General features: G+C 73.8%; 14 protein-coding genes and 1 riboswitch. Of the genes, 4 read left to right on the top strand and 10 right to left on the bottom strand.

The annotated features are described in order from the left end of the window. Positions 1–92: 92 nt before the first annotated feature. Both ACOACO_RS08580 and ACOACO_RS08575 read right to left on the bottom strand, forming a co-directional pair. Positions 93–2,675: an ABC transporter permease gene (locus ACOACO_RS08580; RefSeq protein ID WP_420295819.1), complete on the bottom strand. Its 2,583-nt coding sequence runs from the start codon at positions 2,673–2,675 to the stop codon at positions 93–95. Next, entirely contained in the window at positions 2,675–3,460 is a 786-nt protein-coding gene (locus ACOACO_RS08575; protein WP_420295818.1) for an ABC transporter ATP-binding protein, read from the bottom strand. Before ACOACO_RS08575 ends, ACOACO_RS08580 begins: the two co-directional genes overlap by 1 nt. A gap of 83 nt (positions 3,461–3,543) precedes the next feature. On the opposite strand from ACOACO_RS08575, the gene ACOACO_RS08570 reads away from it, so the two are divergent. From ACOACO_RS08570 to ACOACO_RS08560, 3 genes are all read left to right on the top strand, one after another. Continuing rightward, positions 3,544–4,182 (top strand): alpha-ketoglutarate-dependent dioxygenase AlkB, encoded by a 639-nt coding sequence (locus ACOACO_RS08570; protein WP_420295817.1) that lies wholly within the window; start codon positions 3,544–3,546, stop codon positions 4,180–4,182. Between the two features lie 62 nt (positions 4,183–4,244). After that, on the top strand, positions 4,245–5,045 hold the full coding sequence (locus ACOACO_RS08565; RefSeq protein ID WP_420295816.1) for a hypothetical protein: 801 nt from the start codon (positions 4,245–4,247) through the stop codon (positions 5,043–5,045). Continuing rightward, positions 5,042–5,317 (top strand): DUF3253 domain-containing protein, encoded by a 276-nt coding sequence (locus ACOACO_RS08560; RefSeq protein WP_420295815.1) that lies wholly within the window; start codon positions 5,042–5,044, stop codon positions 5,315–5,317. The genes ACOACO_RS08565 and ACOACO_RS08560 overlap by 4 nt, the downstream gene beginning before the upstream one ends. Before the next feature lie 68 nt (positions 5,318–5,385). Here ACOACO_RS08560 and groL read toward each other — a convergent pair whose 3' ends face one another. From groL to ACOACO_RS08525, 7 genes are all read right to left on the bottom strand, one after another. Next, positions 5,386–7,014, bottom strand: coding sequence for a chaperonin GroEL (gene groL / locus ACOACO_RS08555; protein ID WP_420295814.1), 1,629 nt, complete (start codon positions 7,012–7,014; stop codon positions 5,386–5,388). A gap of 215 nt (positions 7,015–7,229) precedes the next feature. Further along, positions 7,230–8,093 (bottom strand): ATP-grasp domain-containing protein, encoded by an 864-nt coding sequence (locus ACOACO_RS08550; protein WP_420295813.1) that lies wholly within the window; start codon positions 8,091–8,093, stop codon positions 7,230–7,232. A 9-nt stretch (positions 8,094–8,102) separates the two neighbouring features. Then, entirely contained in the window at positions 8,103–9,203 is a 1,101-nt protein-coding gene (locus ACOACO_RS08545; RefSeq protein WP_420295812.1) for an SGNH/GDSL hydrolase family protein, read from the bottom strand. A 174-nt stretch (positions 9,204–9,377) separates the two neighbouring features. After that, positions 9,378–10,700 (bottom strand): threonine synthase, encoded by a 1,323-nt coding sequence (gene thrC, locus ACOACO_RS08540; RefSeq protein WP_420295811.1) that lies wholly within the window; start codon positions 10,698–10,700, stop codon positions 9,378–9,380. Positions 10,701–10,709: 9 nt separating this feature from the next. Continuing rightward, a riboswitch (SAM riboswitch) is annotated at positions 10,710–10,846 on the bottom strand. 157 nt (positions 10,847–11,003) lie between these two features. Further along, the gene (otsB, locus tag ACOACO_RS08535; protein ID WP_420295810.1) at positions 11,004–11,849 is read right to left on the bottom strand and encodes a trehalose-phosphatase; all 846 of its coding nucleotides are present in this window, start codon (positions 11,847–11,849) and stop codon (positions 11,004–11,006) included. 80 nt (positions 11,850–11,929) lie between these two features. Continuing rightward, positions 11,930–12,433 (bottom strand): LytR C-terminal domain-containing protein, encoded by a 504-nt coding sequence (locus ACOACO_RS08530; RefSeq protein ID WP_420295809.1) that lies wholly within the window; start codon positions 12,431–12,433, stop codon positions 11,930–11,932. A 5-nt stretch (positions 12,434–12,438) separates the two neighbouring features. Then, complete coding sequence (locus tag ACOACO_RS08525) at positions 12,439–12,741, bottom strand: DUF3263 domain-containing protein (RefSeq protein ID WP_420295808.1); 303 nt, start codon at positions 12,739–12,741, stop codon at positions 12,439–12,441. Between the two features lie 193 nt (positions 12,742–12,934). On the opposite strand from ACOACO_RS08525, the gene ACOACO_RS08520 reads away from it, so the two are divergent. Next, entirely contained in the window at positions 12,935–14,377 is a 1,443-nt protein-coding gene (locus ACOACO_RS08520) for an alpha,alpha-trehalose-phosphate synthase (UDP-forming) (RefSeq protein WP_420295807.1), read from the top strand. Between the two features lie 31 nt (positions 14,378–14,408). Here the strand turns inward: ACOACO_RS08520 and ACOACO_RS08515 are convergent, their stop codons facing one another. Continuing rightward, a complete protein-coding gene (locus ACOACO_RS08515) occupies positions 14,409–15,869 on the bottom strand; it encodes a glutamate synthase-related protein (RefSeq protein ID WP_420295806.1) in 1,461 nt (486 codons plus the stop codon). Between the last annotated feature and the right edge of the window lie 21 nt (positions 15,870–15,890).

Here is a 15,890-nt window from a genome sequence, read left to right as displayed (position 1 = left end):
GGGCCCGTGTCCGGGAATTCGGCCTCAATTTCCCTACCAGGTTTGCCGAGCGCGGACCAGGCGAGCCGGTCGTGGACCAGACCAGGGCCGCGTCACTCGGTTCCGACGGCGGTCAGCACGTCGAGGCGGGCGGCGCGGCGCGCCGGCAGCACGGCGGCGAGCACCCCCACGACGAGGGCGGCGAGGCCGAAGAGGGCGAGCTGGTCGACGGGGACGCTGACCACCTCGAGGCCCTCGTCGCGCAGGGCGCGCATGAGCACGACGCCCAGCACCACCCCGAGCACGAGCCCCAGCACGGCGCCGAGCAGCGCGATCACCACCGACTCGAGCGTGATCATCCAGCGCAGCTGGCCCCGCCCGAGCCCGACGGCGCGGAGCAGGCCAACCTCCCGGGTCCGCTCCACGACCGACAGCGCGAGGGTGTTGACGATGCCGAGCACCGCGATGACCAGCGCGAGGCCGAGGAGGGCGAGGACGACGAGCACCAGCTGGTCGATGGGCTCGCGCTGCTCCGCGGCGTAGTCCGCCTGGTCCTTCACCGTGACCAGCGGGTTGTCGGCGACGACGGCGTCGAGGCGCTCCTGCGCGCCGGCCAGCCCGCCGGGGGCGTCGTCGGCGACCTCGACGACGAGCGTGGAGTCGACGTCGCGGTAGCCGGCGTCGAGCAGCGTGCCGGTCGTGGTGGCCAGCGGGAACCCGACCACGGGGTCGGGCTCGACCACGGCGACCACCGGTAGCGTGAGCTCGCCGCCGACCGTGCCGAGGACGAGCTCGTCCCCGACGGCGATGCCCTCGTCCTCGGCCTCCTCGGTGTCGACGACGACCGTGCCGTCGCGCAGGTCGGCGAGGTCGCCCTCGACGACCTGCAGCTCGAGCCCGCGCCCCAGGTCGGCGGGGTCGAGACCGGCCAGCCCCTGGGGGCCGCCGTCGACCTCGACGATGCCGTAGCGCAGCGCCACCAGGCTCTCGACACCCTCCACCTCGCGCATCGCCGCGGCCACGGCGGGCGAGAACCCCTGCCCGACCTGGTTGCTGACGACGAAGTCGCCGGGGAACGAGTCGGCGATGGTCTTGTCGACGGACGCCTTCGCGGAGTCGCCGAGGATCGCCATCGTCGAGGCCAGCGCGAGCCCGATCATCAGCGCGGACGCCGTGGCCGTCGTACGACGGGGGTTGCGCAGGGCGTTGAGGCCGGCGAGGTCCCCGACGGTCCCGAAGGCCCGGCGGTAGACCGCGTGGGCCAGCAGCAGCACCGGGCGCCCGAGCAACGGGCTCGCGGCCGACACCCCGAGCAGCACGGCCAGCACCCCCGCCCCCAGCCACCAGAACGGACGGGGCACGTCGCCGACGAGCCGCAGCCCGAGCAGCACCGCCACCGCCCCACCCGCGACGAGCCCCAGGCCGAGCAGGCTGCGCCGGCGGATGGTCGTCTCCGGGAGGGCGACGTCGTCGCGCAGCGCCTGCACGGGCGCGATCCGGGTGGTACGACGGGCCGGGCCCCACGCGGCGGCCATCGTGACGAGCACGCCGACCGCGTACGCCGCGACCACCGTGCGCGGCTCGAGCACGAGCGGCTGGCCCTCGAGGTCGAGCCCGAAGCGGCCGAAGAGCGTGCGGATGCCGATCGCCAGCAGCACGCCGAGCCCCAGGCCGAGGGTCGAGCCGACGAGGCCGAGCACGAGCGCCTCGAGCTGCACCGACCGCACCACCTGGCCGCGGGAGGCGCCGAGGGCGCGCAGCAGCGCCAGCTCGCGGCTGCGCTGGGCGACGAGCATCGAGAACGTGTTGACGATGAGGAAGCCGCCGACGACGAGCGCGATGCCGGCGAAGATGAGCAGGAAGGTGGTGAGGAAGGAGATGGCCTCGAGCAGCACCGAGGCGCTCTCGTCGGCGGCCTGCTCCCCCGTCACCGCCTCGACGCCGTCGGGGAGCAGCGGCTCGACCGCGGCGCGCAGCTCGTCGGGGCTGGTGCCGTCGGCCGCGCTGACCCAGACGTCGGTGAAGGCGTCGGGCTCGCCGAGGAGGAGGTCCTGGGCGACCGCCATGTCGAGCACCGTCACGGTCGCACCGTTGAGCGAGGCCCGGTCGCCGAAGGCCACGAGGCCGACGAGCGTCGGCGCGAGCGTGGGGCGCTCCGACGCCGTCACCAGCGAGACGGTGTCCCCGAGCTCGTAGCCGGCCCGCTCGGCCGTCGCGGCGTCGAGCGCCACCTCGTCCTCGCCCTCGGGCGCCCGGCCGGCGGTGACGTTGAGGCCCTCCCCGCCGCCCGCGCTCGGGGCGTCGTCGAACCCCAGGCCCAGGCCGGGGGCGCCCTGGGCCCCGACCACCTTGCCGTCGACATCGACGACGTAGACGCCCGGCACCGTGACCTTGCCGTCCACCCGGGACGCGCCGCCGCCGTCCGCCAGCCCCGCGGCGAGCTCGTCGACGAGGGACGCCGGCACGGTGCGGCTCGTGCCGCCCGGGCCGCCCGGGCCCCCGAAGCCGGTGCCGGACTCCGGGCGCACGACGACGTCGCCCACGGTGGAGGTGAACAGCGACGTGAAGGAGCGCTCGAGGGTGTCGGAGAACATCAGCGAGCCGCAGGTGAAGGCGACCCCGAGCACGACGGCGAACGTGCTCATGAGCAGGCGCACCTTGCGCCCGAGCAGGCTGCGCCAGGCCGCGCGGAGCATCAGGCGCGGCCGCGCGGCGCGGGCGCCACGCCGGGGTCGGTGCGGGCCATGGCCGCGAGCACCTGATCGCGGTCCGGGTCGCGCAGCTCGTCGACCACGCGCCCGTCGGCGAGCAGCACCACCCGGTCGGTGAACGCCGCGGCCACGGCGTCGTGGGTGACCATGACGACCGTCTGGCCCACCTCGTCCGCGCTGCGCCGCAGCAGGCCGAGCACCTCGGCGCCGGAGCGGGAGTCGAGGTTGCCCGTCGGCTCGTCCGCGAAGACCACGTCGGGGCGGCTGACCAGCGCCCGGGCGATCGCCACCCGCTGCTGCTGGCCGCCCGACAGCTCGTTCGGCTTGTGCCGCAGCCGCGGCGCGAGCCCGACCGTGTCGACCACCGAGGCGAGCACGTCGGGGTCCGGCTTCCGCCCGGCGATCGCCAGCGGCAGCAGGATGTTCTCCTCCGCCGTCAGCGTCGGCACGAGGTTGAAGGACTGGAAGACGAACCCGACGCGGTCGCGCCGCATCCGGGTGAGCTCGCGGTCGCCCAGCCCCACGAGCTCGGTGTCGCCCAGCACCACGGAGCCCGAGTCCGGGGTGTCGAGCCCCGCGCAGCAGTGCATGAGGGTCGACTTCCCCGAGCCGCTCGGCCCCATCACGGCGGTGAACTCGCCGCGCCCGAGGTCGAGCGTGACGCCGTCGAGCGCGCGCACGCGCGACTCCCCCTCGCCGTACGTGCGCACGAGGTCGCGCACGCGCACCGCGGCGGGTCTCGACGGGGCGGCGTCGTCCTCGGACCTCATGGCCACCACTCTCCCGGGTGCCCGGTCGCCGCGCCAGGGTCGACCCTGGCCAGTCGCACACCTGTTCGACTAGGGTGGTGGGCATGGACTTCCAGGCCACCCTCTTCGCGGCGGCACCCGAGACCGAGGCCGGTCCGGGCGCCGGGGCCGACCTCGCCGCCCGGGTGCAGCGGCACGAGCTGAGCGCGGGCGCCTGGGTCGACGTGGCCCGCGACTGGCTGGCCGCCGACGCGGACGCGGTGTTCGACGCGCTCGTCACCCGCGTGCCGTGGCGGGCCGAGCGCCGGCAGATGTACGACCGGGTCGTCGACGTGCCCCGCCTGCTCCACACGTACGGCGCGGGCCAGCCCCTGCCCCACCCCGCGCTCGTGCGCGCGCGGGACGAGCTGAGCGCCCACTACGCCGACGAGCTCGGCGAGCCGTTCACGACGGCCGGCTGCTGCTACTACCGCGACGGCCACGACTCGGTGGCGTGGCACGGCGACACCATCGGCCGCGGCTCGACCCACGACACGATGGTCGCGATCGTCTCGGTCGGCGACCCGCGCCGGCTGGCGCTGCGGCCCCGCGGCGGCGGCGAGGCGCTGTCGTTCGTCATGGGCCACGGGGACCTCGTCGTCATGGGCGGCTCGTGCCAGCGCACGTGGGAGCACGCGGTGCCGAAGGTCGCCCACGCCGGTCCCCGCCTGTCGGTGCAGTTCCGCCCCGCCGGCGTCTTCTGAGCGTCGGGGAGGGGCGAAAACCGGAGGCGGGGCGCCGCGCGCCGACCCTAGGCTCGGCGCCCATGACCGATCTCGACGCCGGCACCTCCGTCCGCCTGGAGGAGGACGACGAGCGTGGTGGCACGTTCGAGGGCCACAGCGCATTCGCCCGCCACTCGCCGCACTACCTGGAGGAGGACACGCCGGACCGGCACGACCGCCGGCACGACGCCGTCGTCCGCACCGCACCCGCCCAGTTCGACCGCACGAACGCCGACGACGTCGACCGCGTCCAGCACGAGCTGATGCTCCAGCTCGCCGGCGCGGTCGACGACCACTGCCTGCGCACGGCGCTCGCCGCGGGCCCCGCCGCCGGGATCGACGTCGACGACGTGGGCCCCGACGACCTCGACACCTGGCTCGCGGAGGCCGCGTCCGCCATCAGCACCGACACCCGCAGCGCCTGCGACGTAGAGGCGGTGCTCGACGTCGAGCTGGGCGCCTTCCTCGAGCAGCAGCGCGGCGGGTGCGGCTCGCCGTACGTCGACCTGGGCTGGACCCGGTGCGACACCGCCCCGATGGCGCGGGGCGCGTCCGTCGACGAGGGGTTCCACGTCGTGCTCTCCACCCAGCACCTCCTCGGCCTGTCGAGCCGCGCCGCGCTCTACTACTCCTCGCACGTGCTCGGCGGGGAGGAGTACCTGAGCGCCCGGTGCGAGCTCGCCTACGCCCCGCGGCTGCGCTTCCACCCCGGCGCCGTGCGGGTGGCGCGCGTCCGCTTCGACGACGAGACCCACTGGCGCCGGCTCGTGGCCGAGCGCCGCGCCCGGGCAGTCCGCGCCGCCCGGCACCACGAGGCCCGGCGCGGCATGCTGGAGGGGTGAGCCCCTCCCCCGACGCGCCCGACCTCGACCGCCGCATCGCCGCGGCGGTCGACGACCTGCTCGACGCCCGCGCCGCCGGCGCGACGATCTGCCCCTCGGAGGCGGCCCGCCGGGTCGCCGGTGACGACGGCGACTGGCGTGCCCTGATGGACCCGGTGCGCGCTGTCGTCGGCAACCTGGTCGGCCGCGGCGAGGTCGAGGTCACCCAGGGCGGCGAGGTGGTCGACCTCGCCACCGCCCGCGGACCGATCCGGGTACGACGCACCCGCTGACGGCACGAGGCCCCCGCTCCCGGGTGAGAGCGAGGGCCTCGCGGGTGGTGCTGGTGGTGCGGAGGGACTCAGAAGTCCATGCCGCCCATGCCGCCGGTCGGGTCGCCGCCGGGGGCGCCCGCCTTCTCCGGCTTGTCGGCCACGACGGCCTCGGTGGTGAGGAACAGCGCGGCGATCGACGCGGCGTTCTGCAGCGCGGAACGCGTCACCTTGGCCGGGTCGATGATGCCCGCGGCGACGAGGTCGACGTACTCGCCCGTGGCCGCGTTGAGGCCGTGGCCCGGGGTCAGGTTGCGCACCTTCTCCGCCACGACGCCGCCCTCGAGGCCGGCGTTGATCGCGATCTGCTTGAGCGGGGCCTCGATGGCGAGACGCACGATGTTCGCGCCGGTCGCCTCGTCACCCTCGAGCTCGAGCTTGTCGAACGCCACGGCACCGGCCTGGACGAGAGCGACGCCACCACCGGCGACGATGCCCTCCTCGACGGCGGCCTTCGCGTTGCGAACGGCGTCCTCGATGCGGTGCTTGCGCTCCTTGAGCTCGACCTCGGTGGCCGCGCCGACCTTGATGACCGCAACGCCGCCGGCCAGCTTGGCCAGGCGCTCCTGCAGCTTCTCGCGGTCGTAGTCGGAGTCGCTGTTCTCGATCTCCGCGCGGATCTGGTTGACGCGACCGGCGATCTGGTCGGCGTCACCCGCACCCTCGACGATGGTCGTCTCGTCCTTCGTGACGACGACCTTGCGCGCCTGGCCGAGCAGCTCGATGCCGGCGGTCTCCAGGGAGAGCCCGACGGTCTCGCTGATGACCTGGCCGCCGGTGAGGATGGCAATGTCCTGCAGCATGGCCTTGCGGCGGTCGCCGAAGCCGGGGGCCTTGACGGCGACCGACTTGAACGTGCCGCGGATCTTGTTGACGACCAGCGTCGAGAGAGCCTCGCCGTCGACGTCCTCCGAGATGATGAGAAGCGGCTTGCCGGTCTGGATGACCTTCTCCAGGAGCGGCAGCAGGTCCTTCACGTTCGAGATCTTCGACTCGACGAGGAGCAGGTAGGCGTCCTCGAGGACGGCCTCCATGCGCTCCATGTCGGTGGCGAAGTAGGCCGAGATGTAGCCCTTGTCGAACCGCATGCCCTCGGTGAGCTCGAGGTCGATGCCGAAGGTGTTCGACTCCTCGACGGTGATGACGCCTTCCTTGCCGACCTTGTCCATCGCCTCGGCGATGATGTCGCCGACGGTCGGGTCAGCGGCGGAGATCGAGGCGGTGGAGGCAATCTGCTCCTTCGTCTCGACGTCCTTCGCCAGGTTCAGCAGCTGCTCGGAGACGGCGGCGACGGCGGCCTCGATGCCCCGCTTGAGGGCGATCGGGTTGGAGCCGGCGGCGACGTTGCGCAGACCCTCGCGGACCAGCGCCTGCGCGAGGACCGTGGCCGTCGTCGTACCGTCACCGGCGACGTCGTCGGTCTTCTTGGCGACCTCCTTGACCAGCTCGGCGCCGATGCGCTCGTAGGGGTCCTCGAGCTCGATCTCCTTGGCGATGCTCACACCGTCGTTGGTGATCGTGGGAGCACCCCACTTCTTCTCGAGCACGACGTTGCGGCCCTTGGGGCCGAGAGTGACCTTGACGGCGTCGGCGAGGGTGTTCATCCCACGCTCGAGACCGCGCCGGGCCTCCTCGTTGAAAGCGATGAGCTTCGACATGTTCTCCTGCGATTCCTTGTCTGCTGGAGAGTGCGGATGGCCCGGGTCGTCGCCCGCGACGGACGGCCAGACCGACCGGTGGACCCTTCCCACCGTCGCTGCTGACCTCGACTCCACCGAGCCAGGTTGTGGTGCACGTTCGGTGGCACTCTCGCTAGGAGAGTGCCAGTCCAATGTCTAGCACTCGACCCCCGAGAGTGCAAGGAGACGGGCGCTCAGCCGAGGCGCTGCGCGACGAGCTCGGCGAAGTGCTCGGCCATCTCGGGGGCGACGTCGAGGTAGAGGCCGGGCTCGATCAGCTCCAGCTCGCTCACCACCCACTCGCCCTCGTGGCGCAGCAGGTCGACGCGGGCGTAGTCGAGCCGCACGCCGTGCAGCTGCTGCGCGGCGGCGACGGCGCGCCGCGCCACCTCGCTCGGCCCGTCGGCGAGCGGCACGGCGTGGGAGGTCCCGCCGTACTGCTCGTGCACGCGCACCTCGCCCCCGGCGGGGAGCTTGTCGACCTGCAGGACGGGGCGGTCGTCGAGGACGAACACGGAGGTCTCCCCCTCGGTGCGCACGGACTCCACCAGCGGCTGCGCGACCCACGGCCCGGCGGTGAGCGCCTCGAGGCGCGGGTCCTCGGCGGAGTCCACGACGACGACGCCGACCCCGCCGGCGCCGGTGGCCGGCTTGACGACGACCGTCCCCCAGTCCGCGGTCGCCGCGGCCAGGGCGGGACGCAGGGTGGCGTCGTCGAGCGCACGGGTCGGCACGGTCGGCACGAGGTCGGCGAGGCCGACCAGGTAGGCCTTGTCCGCGTTCCACGCGAACGTCCCTGCCCCGTTGAGCAGGCGGGTCGCCGCGTCGGTACGGCGCGCCCACTCGAGGAAGGCGGGCAGGCGGCGGTGGTAGTCCCACGTCGAGCGCGCGGCGACGAGGTCGGCCGCGGCCCAGTCGACGGCCGGGTCGTCCCACACGGCCCAGCGGGCGTCGACGCCGCGCGCGTCGAGGGCGGCGAGGAGGAGGTCCCCGCCCGCCTCGCCGGCCGGCGCGAGCTGGAAGGTGGCGAGCAGTACGGCGGGGCGGTCGACGGTCACCGCGGCAGCCTAGGACGCGGCCGAGGAGCCCGCCGGTCCGGTCGCCTCCGCGTGGTCGCGGCTCCCGCCCACGACCTGGTCGTCGATCCCCCAGTCGTCGACGTCCCAGCCCTCGCGGGGGTCGGTCCCGGCGGTGGCGTCGTCGGTGGCCCCGTGGGTGGCGTCGTCGGTGGCGTCGTCGGTGGCGTCGACCTCCGCGCCCCCGTCGGCCGGGTCGCCGGACGCGCCGGCAGCCGCGGCAGCCTCGGGGGCCTCGTCCGCCGGGCGGTCGACCGGGGCGGTGACCGGCGCGTGGTGGCCGAACGGCACCTCGTCGAGGTGACCCAGGGCAGCGAGCACGGACGGGAGCACCGCCTTGGCCGTGCGCTTGTAGCCCGCCGCGCTCGGGTGGAACCGGTCGAGGCTGAACATCTCGTCGGGGTTGGTGATGAAGAACGGGCCGACCACGTCGGCCAGGGAGACCGCCCGGGCGCCGGCGGCGACTGCGGCCGCTCGCTGGGCGGCGGCGAGCTGGCGCGAGGCCCGCGAGCCGAGCGAGCGCAGCGGCTGGGGCACGGGGCGCAGGGCGCCGAGGTCGGGGCAGGTGCCGACGACGACGGGGATGCCCCGCTCGCCGAGCGCCTCGATGGCCTCGCGCAGGTGGCGCACCGAGTCCGCGACGGGCACGCGGTGGGTCACGTCGTTGCCGCCGACCACGAGCACGGCGACGTCGGCCCGGTAGCCGGGCGGCAGCTCGGCCAGCTGGTCGCCGAGCATGCTCGACTCGGCCCCGACCTGGGCGACGCTGCGCAGCCGCACCGGACGCTCCAGCTCGCTCGCGACGTGCTTGGCGACCCGGGCGCCGAACGTGTCACCGGGGGTCTCGGCACCGAGGCCGGCGGCGATGGAGTCGCCGAGGACGAGCAGCTCGACGGGGCGTCCGCCGTACCGCTTGCGGTAGGTCTTGTCCGCGTCCAGCGCCTGCTCCCCCAGCGGCTTGCCGATGAGGCGCCGAGCCGTGGCGGCCTGGCGGCGCAGGAGGGACCTCCCGCCGTACCCCACCGCGACCCCGACACCACCGGCAGCAGTCGCGACCGCGACCGCGGCGCGCACCTTCGACGAAGCAGACATGCGCTCGTTGATGCCCGACGCGCACGAGCGCGAGGTGAACTGCCCACCAACGCCGCGTGCCCGCACCCCGACAGTTCGGGCGGGCCGGCCGGCGGGTGGGCCGGCGGGCGGACGCACGACGGCCCCGCTCCCTCGCGGGGGCGGGGCCGTCGGAGCGGTTCGTCGTCGGGTGGCTCAGACCAGGCCGGTGGCGACGAACGCGGCGTAGTTCGGCGCGATGGTCGCGGCGGGGGCCACGACGCCCGCGACGGCGTCGAGCGTCTTGAGGCCGTGGCCGGTGTTGATGACCACCGTCTCCTTGGTGGTGTCGAGCTGGCCGGTCTCGACGAGCTTCTTCAGCACGCCGACGGTCGTGCCGCCCGCGGTCTCGGTGAAGATGCCCTCGGTGCGGGCCAGCAGCACGATGGCCTCGCGCACCTCGTCGTCGCTGACGTCCTCCACGAGGCCGCCGGTGCGGCGGCACACGTCGAGCACGTACGGCCCGTCGGCGGGGTTGCCGATGGCCAGCGACTTGGCGATGGTGTCGGGCTTGACCGGGCGGACGACCTTCTTGCCGTCCTTGAACGCCGCGGCGACGGGCGAGCAGCCCGTGGCCTGGGCGCCGAAGATCTTGTACGGCTTGTCCTCGACGAGCCCGAGCTGGATCAGCTCCTGGAACGCCTTGTCCACCTTCGTCAGCTGCGAGCCCGAGGCGACCGGGATGACGACCTGGTCGGGCAGGCGCCACCCGAGCTGCTCGGCGATCTCGTAGCCCAGCGTCTTCGAGCCCTCGGCGTAGAAGGGGCGCACGTTGACGTTCACGAACGCCCAGCCCTCCTCCTCGCCCGCGATCTCGGAGGCCAGCTTGTTGACGTCGTCGTAGTTGCCCTCGACGGCGACCAGCGAGTCGGTGAAGACGGCCGAGTTCACGACCTTCGGCGTCTCGAGGTTGCTGGGGATGAACACGACGGTGCGGATGCCGGCGCGGGCGCCCGCGGCGGCGACGGCGTTGGCCAGGTTGCCGGTCGAGGGGCAGGCGAAGACCCGGCTGCCGAGCTCGCGGGCGGCGCTGAGCGCGCACGCCACGACCCTGTCCTTGAAGGAGTTGGTCGGGTTGGTGGAGTCGTCCTTGACCCAGAGCTTCTCCAGGCCCAGCGTCGCGGCCAGGTTGCGCGCCTCGAGCAGTCGCGTGAAGCCGGGCTCGGTGTTGGGGCTGCTCGCGATGTCGGTCGGCACCGGCAGCAGCGCCTGGTAGCGCCAGATGTTGCGGGGGCCGGCCTCGATCTGCTCGCGCGTCACCGCGGGGAAGTCGTAGGCGACCTCGAGGGGGCCGAAGCACTCCGGACAGGCGTACGACGGGCCCAGCTCGACCTCGTGGCCGCACTCGCGGCAGGTGAGGGCGGTGGCGTTGCCGAACGCGCCCTCACGCAGGACGGGGGTGCCGCCGGCGCCGGGCGCGGGGCTGGTGGCGGGCGTGGTGCCCGCGGTGGTCTCGGTCTCGACGACGGACGCGCTCATGAGTCCTCCTTCTCATCTTCCCCGCGACGTCCCTCGCCGTGGGCCGGAATTAGCACCGTTTCCACGACTGCCGACGGGGCCGGCAGGGAGACGTGGCGGTTGCCGGGACTTCACTGGGCCGTTCCCTCAGTCCCTCTCGATGAGCTGGCGTCAGCGTAGGGAGCGACCCGAGCGGGGCGCGAATCGTCGTACCGCCATGTGGGACGCCTGTCCATCAACTGGGACGCGGCCGTCGACCGCCCCGCAACGGCGCGGCAGGGACGTCGGACGAGAACGTCCGGCGGGGGCGTCGGGCGGGGAGCGTCAGGCGCGGACGGACGCCGCGTCGGACGCGAGGCGGCGCAGCAGGTCGAGCACGCCCTCCGGGCCGGGTACGACGACGTCGGCCAGGTCGGCGAGCACGCTCTGCTCGTCCGACGCGGAGCAGACCAGCAGCGCGGGCATCCCCTGGCTGCGCAGGTCCGCGACGGCCTTGAACGCCTCGACGTCGCCGAGGTCGTCGCCGGCGAAGACGAAGCCGCCGGCGCGGGTCTCGCGCACCAGCGTGCGCACCGCCTCGCCCTTGTGCATGCCGGGCGAGCGGACCTCGATGACCGAGCGGCCCGGCTCGACGCCGAGCTCGTTGGCGGCCGCCAGCTCGGAGACGAGCGGCATCAGGCGCTCGAAGGCACCCTGGGGGTCGGCGAGGCGGCGCGTGTGGACCGCGATCGCCAGGCCCTTCTCCTCGACGTACGCGTCCACGGCGTCCGCGGTGCGCAGCACCTTCGGCAGGCCGGCGAGGAAGGTCGAGAGCCCGTGCGGCGGGCGGGGAGAGCGGACGCGACGGTCCTGGGTGTCCCAGCGCTCGTTGCCGTACTGCCCGAAGACGTAGAGGTCGCTGCCCGCGTCGTGCACGAGCTCGCCCACCTCGTCGAGGCCGCCGAGGGCCAGCACCTGGCGCGCGGGGCGGCCCGTCACCACGGCGAGGGCGCGCACGTGCACCGCGAGGTCGACGAGCACACCGGGGGCGTCGTCGTGGATGTGGGCCGTCGCGGGGTCGTCGACGATCGGCGAGAGGGTGCCGTCGAAGTCGAGCGCGACCACGGTCGAGGCCGCCACCTTCACCACCGCGGCGTAGTGCCGCTCGGCGCTCGGGGAGGAGAACTCCATGACGAACAGTGGACCACGGATCGGCACCCCCGCGGGCATCCGTCGCGACCGGTCCCGCGTCACATCCCGCGGGCGACCGGTCAGGCGCGGTCGGCCGTGAGGATGACCGTGAGCCGGTCGCCCCGCATGGGGTCGACGGCCGGCATGAGACGGGCGATCCCGAGGTCCTCCGCGAGCAGCTGCGCCTCGCGCTCGAGGCGGTCGGGGAAGTAGACGGTCGAGGCCGGGATCGTCCCGACCCAGTTGTCCGAGCCGACGACCTGCCAGCCCGCGGCGGCGGCCTCGTCACCGGTGCGCGAGGCGAGGCCCCGGATGCCCGAGTTGTTGAAGACCTCGACGACGACCTGCGCGCGGTCGACCGGCGGCGGCTCCGGCGCGGGGGGCGGGGCCGGGGCGCTCGTGGCGGTCTCGGTGGGGGTGGCCTCGGAGGTGGCGGCCGGCTGCGCGGCCGTCACGACCTCCTCGTCCCGGTCGTCCCCGCCGGTGAGGGCGAAGGCGAGGCCGGCCATGGCGACGGCGATGACGCTCAGCATGACGAGGGGGGCGGGGTAGGCCGCCCCGCGGTCGTCGCGACGGGTGCTCACGGCGCTCAGGCGTCGAAGCCGAGGCGGCGGGCGGAGCGCTGGCGCTGGCGTGCGGCGCGCAGACGACGCAGGCGGCGGACCAGCAGCGGGTCGGCCGCGAGCGCCTCCGGCTTGTCGATGAGGGCGTTGAGCACCTGGTAGTAGCGCGTCGAGCTCATCTGGAACTTGTCCCGGACCGCCTGCTCCTTGGCCCCGGCGTACTTCCACCAGTGGCGCTCGAACTCGAGGATCTCGAGGTCGCGCTCCGACAGGGCGTCGACGTCGGGGGTGCTCCGTGCGTCCGGGGAGACGGCGTTCGCGGCATCCATGAACAGCTCCTGGTGCAGGGGACGGGCGGCGGTGCGCCCCACCGGGGCGCGGGTCACGCGCGCGGTGACGCGCGACCTCGGCCATGGTAGGTGACGAACGACAACGGTGTCATTCACGCGCGCGGTGCGTCGTCGTGCGGCACGCCGGGTACGCCGGGTGGCCCGCGCCCCTCGTCCCACTAGGGTGATCGACGTGGCTCCCACCGGCACGGCAGACCTCGTCATCGTCGCCAACCGACTCCCCGTCGACCGCACGACCAACCCCGACGGCTCCGTCGGCTGGCGTCGCTCGCCGGGCGGCCTGGTCAGCGCGCTCGAGCCCGTCATGCGCGCCAACGACGGCGCGTGGATCGGCTGGCCCGGCGGCAGCGGGGACAGCGACCTCGAGCCGTTCGTCGAGGACGGCCTGCAGCTCGTCCCGGTCGGCCTGAGCGCCGAGGAGGTCGTCGAGTTCTACGAGGGCTTCTCCAACAGCACGCTGTGGCCGCTCTACCACGACGTCGTCGCCAAGCCCGAGTTCCACCGCGAGTGGTTCGACAGCTACGTGCGGGTCAACGAGCGCTTCGCCGCGCGGGCCGCGGAGATCGCGGCCGAGGGCGCCACGGTGTGGGTGCAGGACTACCAGCTGCAGCTCGTGCCGCAGATGCTGCGCGACCTGCGTCCCGACCTGCGGATCGGGTTCTACCTGCACATCCCGTTCCCCCCGACCGAGCTGTTCCAGCAGCTGCCGTGGCGCCGCCAGATCCTCGAGGGGCTCCTGGGCGCGGACCTCGTCGGCTTCCAGCTGCCCGGCGCGGCGCAGAACTTCATCCGCCTCGTGCGCCAGCGCGTGGGCCACAAGACGCACCGCGACATGGTCTACCTGCCCGACGGGCGGATGGTGAAGGCGGCCGCGTTCCCCATCAGCATCGACGCCGCGGGCTTCGAGGAGCTGGCCCGCTCCGAGGACGTCGACCGGCGCGCCCGCGCGATCCGGGAGGCGCTCGGCAACCCCGGCAAGATCTTCCTCGGCATCGACCGGCTCGACTACACCAAGGGCATCTACGCCCGGCTGCGCGCCTTCTCCGAGCTCGTCGCCGACGGCCACTTCGGCGTCGAGGACGCCGTGTTCGTGCAGGTGGCGACGCCGTCGCGCGAGCGGGTCGAGCAGTACCGGATCCTCCGCGACGACATCGACCGACTCGTGGGCCGCATCAACGGCGACCTCGGGCGCATCGGGCGCCCCGTCATCTCCTACCTCCACTCCTCCTACCCGCGCGAGGAGATGGCCGCGCTCTACCGGGCGGCCGACGTCATGGTGGTGACGCCGTACCGCGACGGGATGAACCTCGTGGCCAAGGAGTACGTCGCGTGCCGCTACGACAACGACGGGGCGCTCGTGCTCTCGGAGTTCGCGGGCGCGGCGGAGGAGCTGCGCCAGGCGTGGCTGGTGAACCCCTACGACATCAACGGCATGAAGCAGGCACTCCTGGCCGCGCACCAGGCGGACCCGAAGGACCGCAGCCGCCGCATGAAGGCGATGCGCAAGACGGTGACGGAGAAGGACGTGGCGTTCTGGGCCGCGCGCTTCCTCGAGGAGCTGTCGGCCACGCGCCCCGACCACGGCAAGACGGTCCGCCCCGCCCGCAAGTCCTGACGGGCGGGACGGCCCGCTCCCCCGCGCCGGCTCAGTAGCCGTACACGTCGCGCAGGCTGCGCCGGTCCGTCACGCCGTCGACCACGTCGACGTCGTCGACCGTGATGAGCGCCGGGTGGTCGACGCCCACGGCCTCGGCGACCTTGAGCAGGTCGCGGCGCAGCGAGACGAGGTAGTTGGTGACCCGCTCCGCCTTCGACGGCACGTCGAGGCCGCGCACGTAGCGCGGGTCCTGCGTCGCGATCCCCACGGGGCAGCGGTCGGTGTGGCACTTCTGCGCCTGGATGCAGCCGAGCGCGAGCATGGCCTCGCGACCCACGCTGATGACGTCGACGCCGAGCGCGAAGGCGACCACGGCGTTCTCCGGGATGCCGAGCTTCCCGGCCCCGAGGAACGTCACGCGGTCCCCCAGCCCGGCGGCGTCGAAGCGCTTGCGCACCTCGGCGAAGCCGATCCGGAAGGGGTAGGCCACCGCGTCGGAGAAGATGAGCGGCGCCGCGCCGGTGCCGCCCTCGCCGCCGTCGATGTTGACGAAGTCGACGCCCCGCTCGCCCCCCGCCATCTGCTCGACGAGCTCGTCCCAGAAGTCGAGGTTGCCCACCGCCGACTTGATGCCGACCGGCAGCCCGGTGGCGTCCGCGACGCGCTCGACGAAGTCGAGCATCGAGTCCACGCTGTCGAAGGCGGTGTGCCGACTCGGCGAGGCGCAGTCGACGCCGACGGGGATGCCCCGCACCTCGGCGATCTCCGGCGACACCTTCGCGCCCGGCAGCAGCCCGCCGAGGCCGGGCTTCGCGCCCTGGGACAGCTTGATCTCGATGGCCCGCACGGGCGCGGACGCCACCAGGTCCACGAGCCGGTCGAGGTCGAACCGACCCTGCTCGTCCCGGCAGCCGAAGTACGCCGTACCGATCTGGAAGACGAGGTCACCCCCGGCGCGGTGGTACGTCGAGAGCCCGCCCTCGCCGGTGTTCTGCCACGCCCCGGCGGCGGCGACGCCCTGGTTGAGCGCCGTGATCGCCGCGTGGGACAGCGAGCCGAAGCTCATCCCCGAGACGTTGACGATCGACGGCGGGACGAAGGCGTGACGGCGTCCCCGCGGCCCACCCAGCACCTTGAGGCCGGGCAGCGGCACGCCCTCCTCGCTGTGGGGGTGCGTGCCGGGTCCGCTGCCGGCGAAGGTGCGGTGCTTGACGACCGGGTAGCCGGCGGTGTTCTCGACGTCGTTGTCGGTGCCGAACCCGACGTAGGCGTTCTCGAGCTTCGAGCTCGCGTAGACCCAACGGCGCTGGTCGCGGCTGAACGGCCGCTCCTCGTCGTTGGACGACACGATGTACTGCCGCAGCTCGGGGCCGAAGCGCTCCACCAGGAAGCGGGCGTGGCCCACGACGGGGTAGTTGCGCAGGATCGCGTGCTTCTTCTGGGTCGCGTCGCGCACGGCGACGGCGCCGACGGCCGCGGCACCCAGACCGGCCAGGGATGTCCACCTCATCCAGCCACCTTGCCCCACCCC

It is taken from the genome of Nocardioides sp. CPCC 205120, assembly GCF_048654585.1.
Classification (GTDB): domain Bacteria; phylum Actinomycetota; class Actinomycetes; order Propionibacteriales; family Nocardioidaceae; genus Nocardioides.
The sequence above is the reverse complement of the archived record's forward strand: the minus strand, read 5'-3'. Positions and strand labels throughout refer to the sequence as shown.

Excerpts from the sequence above, each read along its gene's own strand:
- groL (WP_420295814.1), bottom strand. The coding sequence starts at position 7,014 with ATGTCGAAGCTCATCGCTTTCAACGAGGAGGCCCGGCGCGGTCTCGAG.
- ACOACO_RS08570 (WP_420295817.1), top strand. The coding sequence starts at position 3,544 with ATGGACTTCCAGGCCACCCTCTTCGCGGCGGCACCCGAGACCGAGGCC.
- ACOACO_RS08575 (WP_420295818.1), bottom strand. The coding sequence starts at position 3,460 with ATGAGGTCCGAGGACGACGCCGCCCCGTCGAGACCCGCCGCGGTGCGC.
- ACOACO_RS08580 (WP_420295819.1), bottom strand. The coding sequence starts at position 2,675 with ATGCTCCGCGCGGCCTGGCGCAGCCTGCTCGGGCGCAAGGTGCGCCTG.
- ACOACO_RS08515 (WP_420295806.1), bottom strand. The coding sequence starts at position 15,869 with ATGAGGTGGACATCCCTGGCCGGTCTGGGTGCCGCGGCCGTCGGCGCC.
- thrC (WP_420295811.1), bottom strand. The coding sequence starts at position 10,700 with ATGAGCGCGTCCGTCGTCGAGACCGAGACCACCGCGGGCACCACGCCC.
- ACOACO_RS08525 (WP_420295808.1), bottom strand. The coding sequence starts at position 12,741 with ATGGATGCCGCGAACGCCGTCTCCCCGGACGCACGGAGCACCCCCGAC.
- otsB (WP_420295810.1), bottom strand. The coding sequence starts at position 11,849 with ATGGAGTTCTCCTCCCCGAGCGCCGAGCGGCACTACGCCGCGGTGGTG.
- ACOACO_RS08565 (WP_420295816.1), top strand. The coding sequence starts at position 4,245 with ATGACCGATCTCGACGCCGGCACCTCCGTCCGCCTGGAGGAGGACGAC.
- ACOACO_RS08545 (WP_420295812.1), bottom strand. The coding sequence starts at position 9,203 with ATGTCTGCTTCGTCGAAGGTGCGCGCCGCGGTCGCGGTCGCGACTGCT.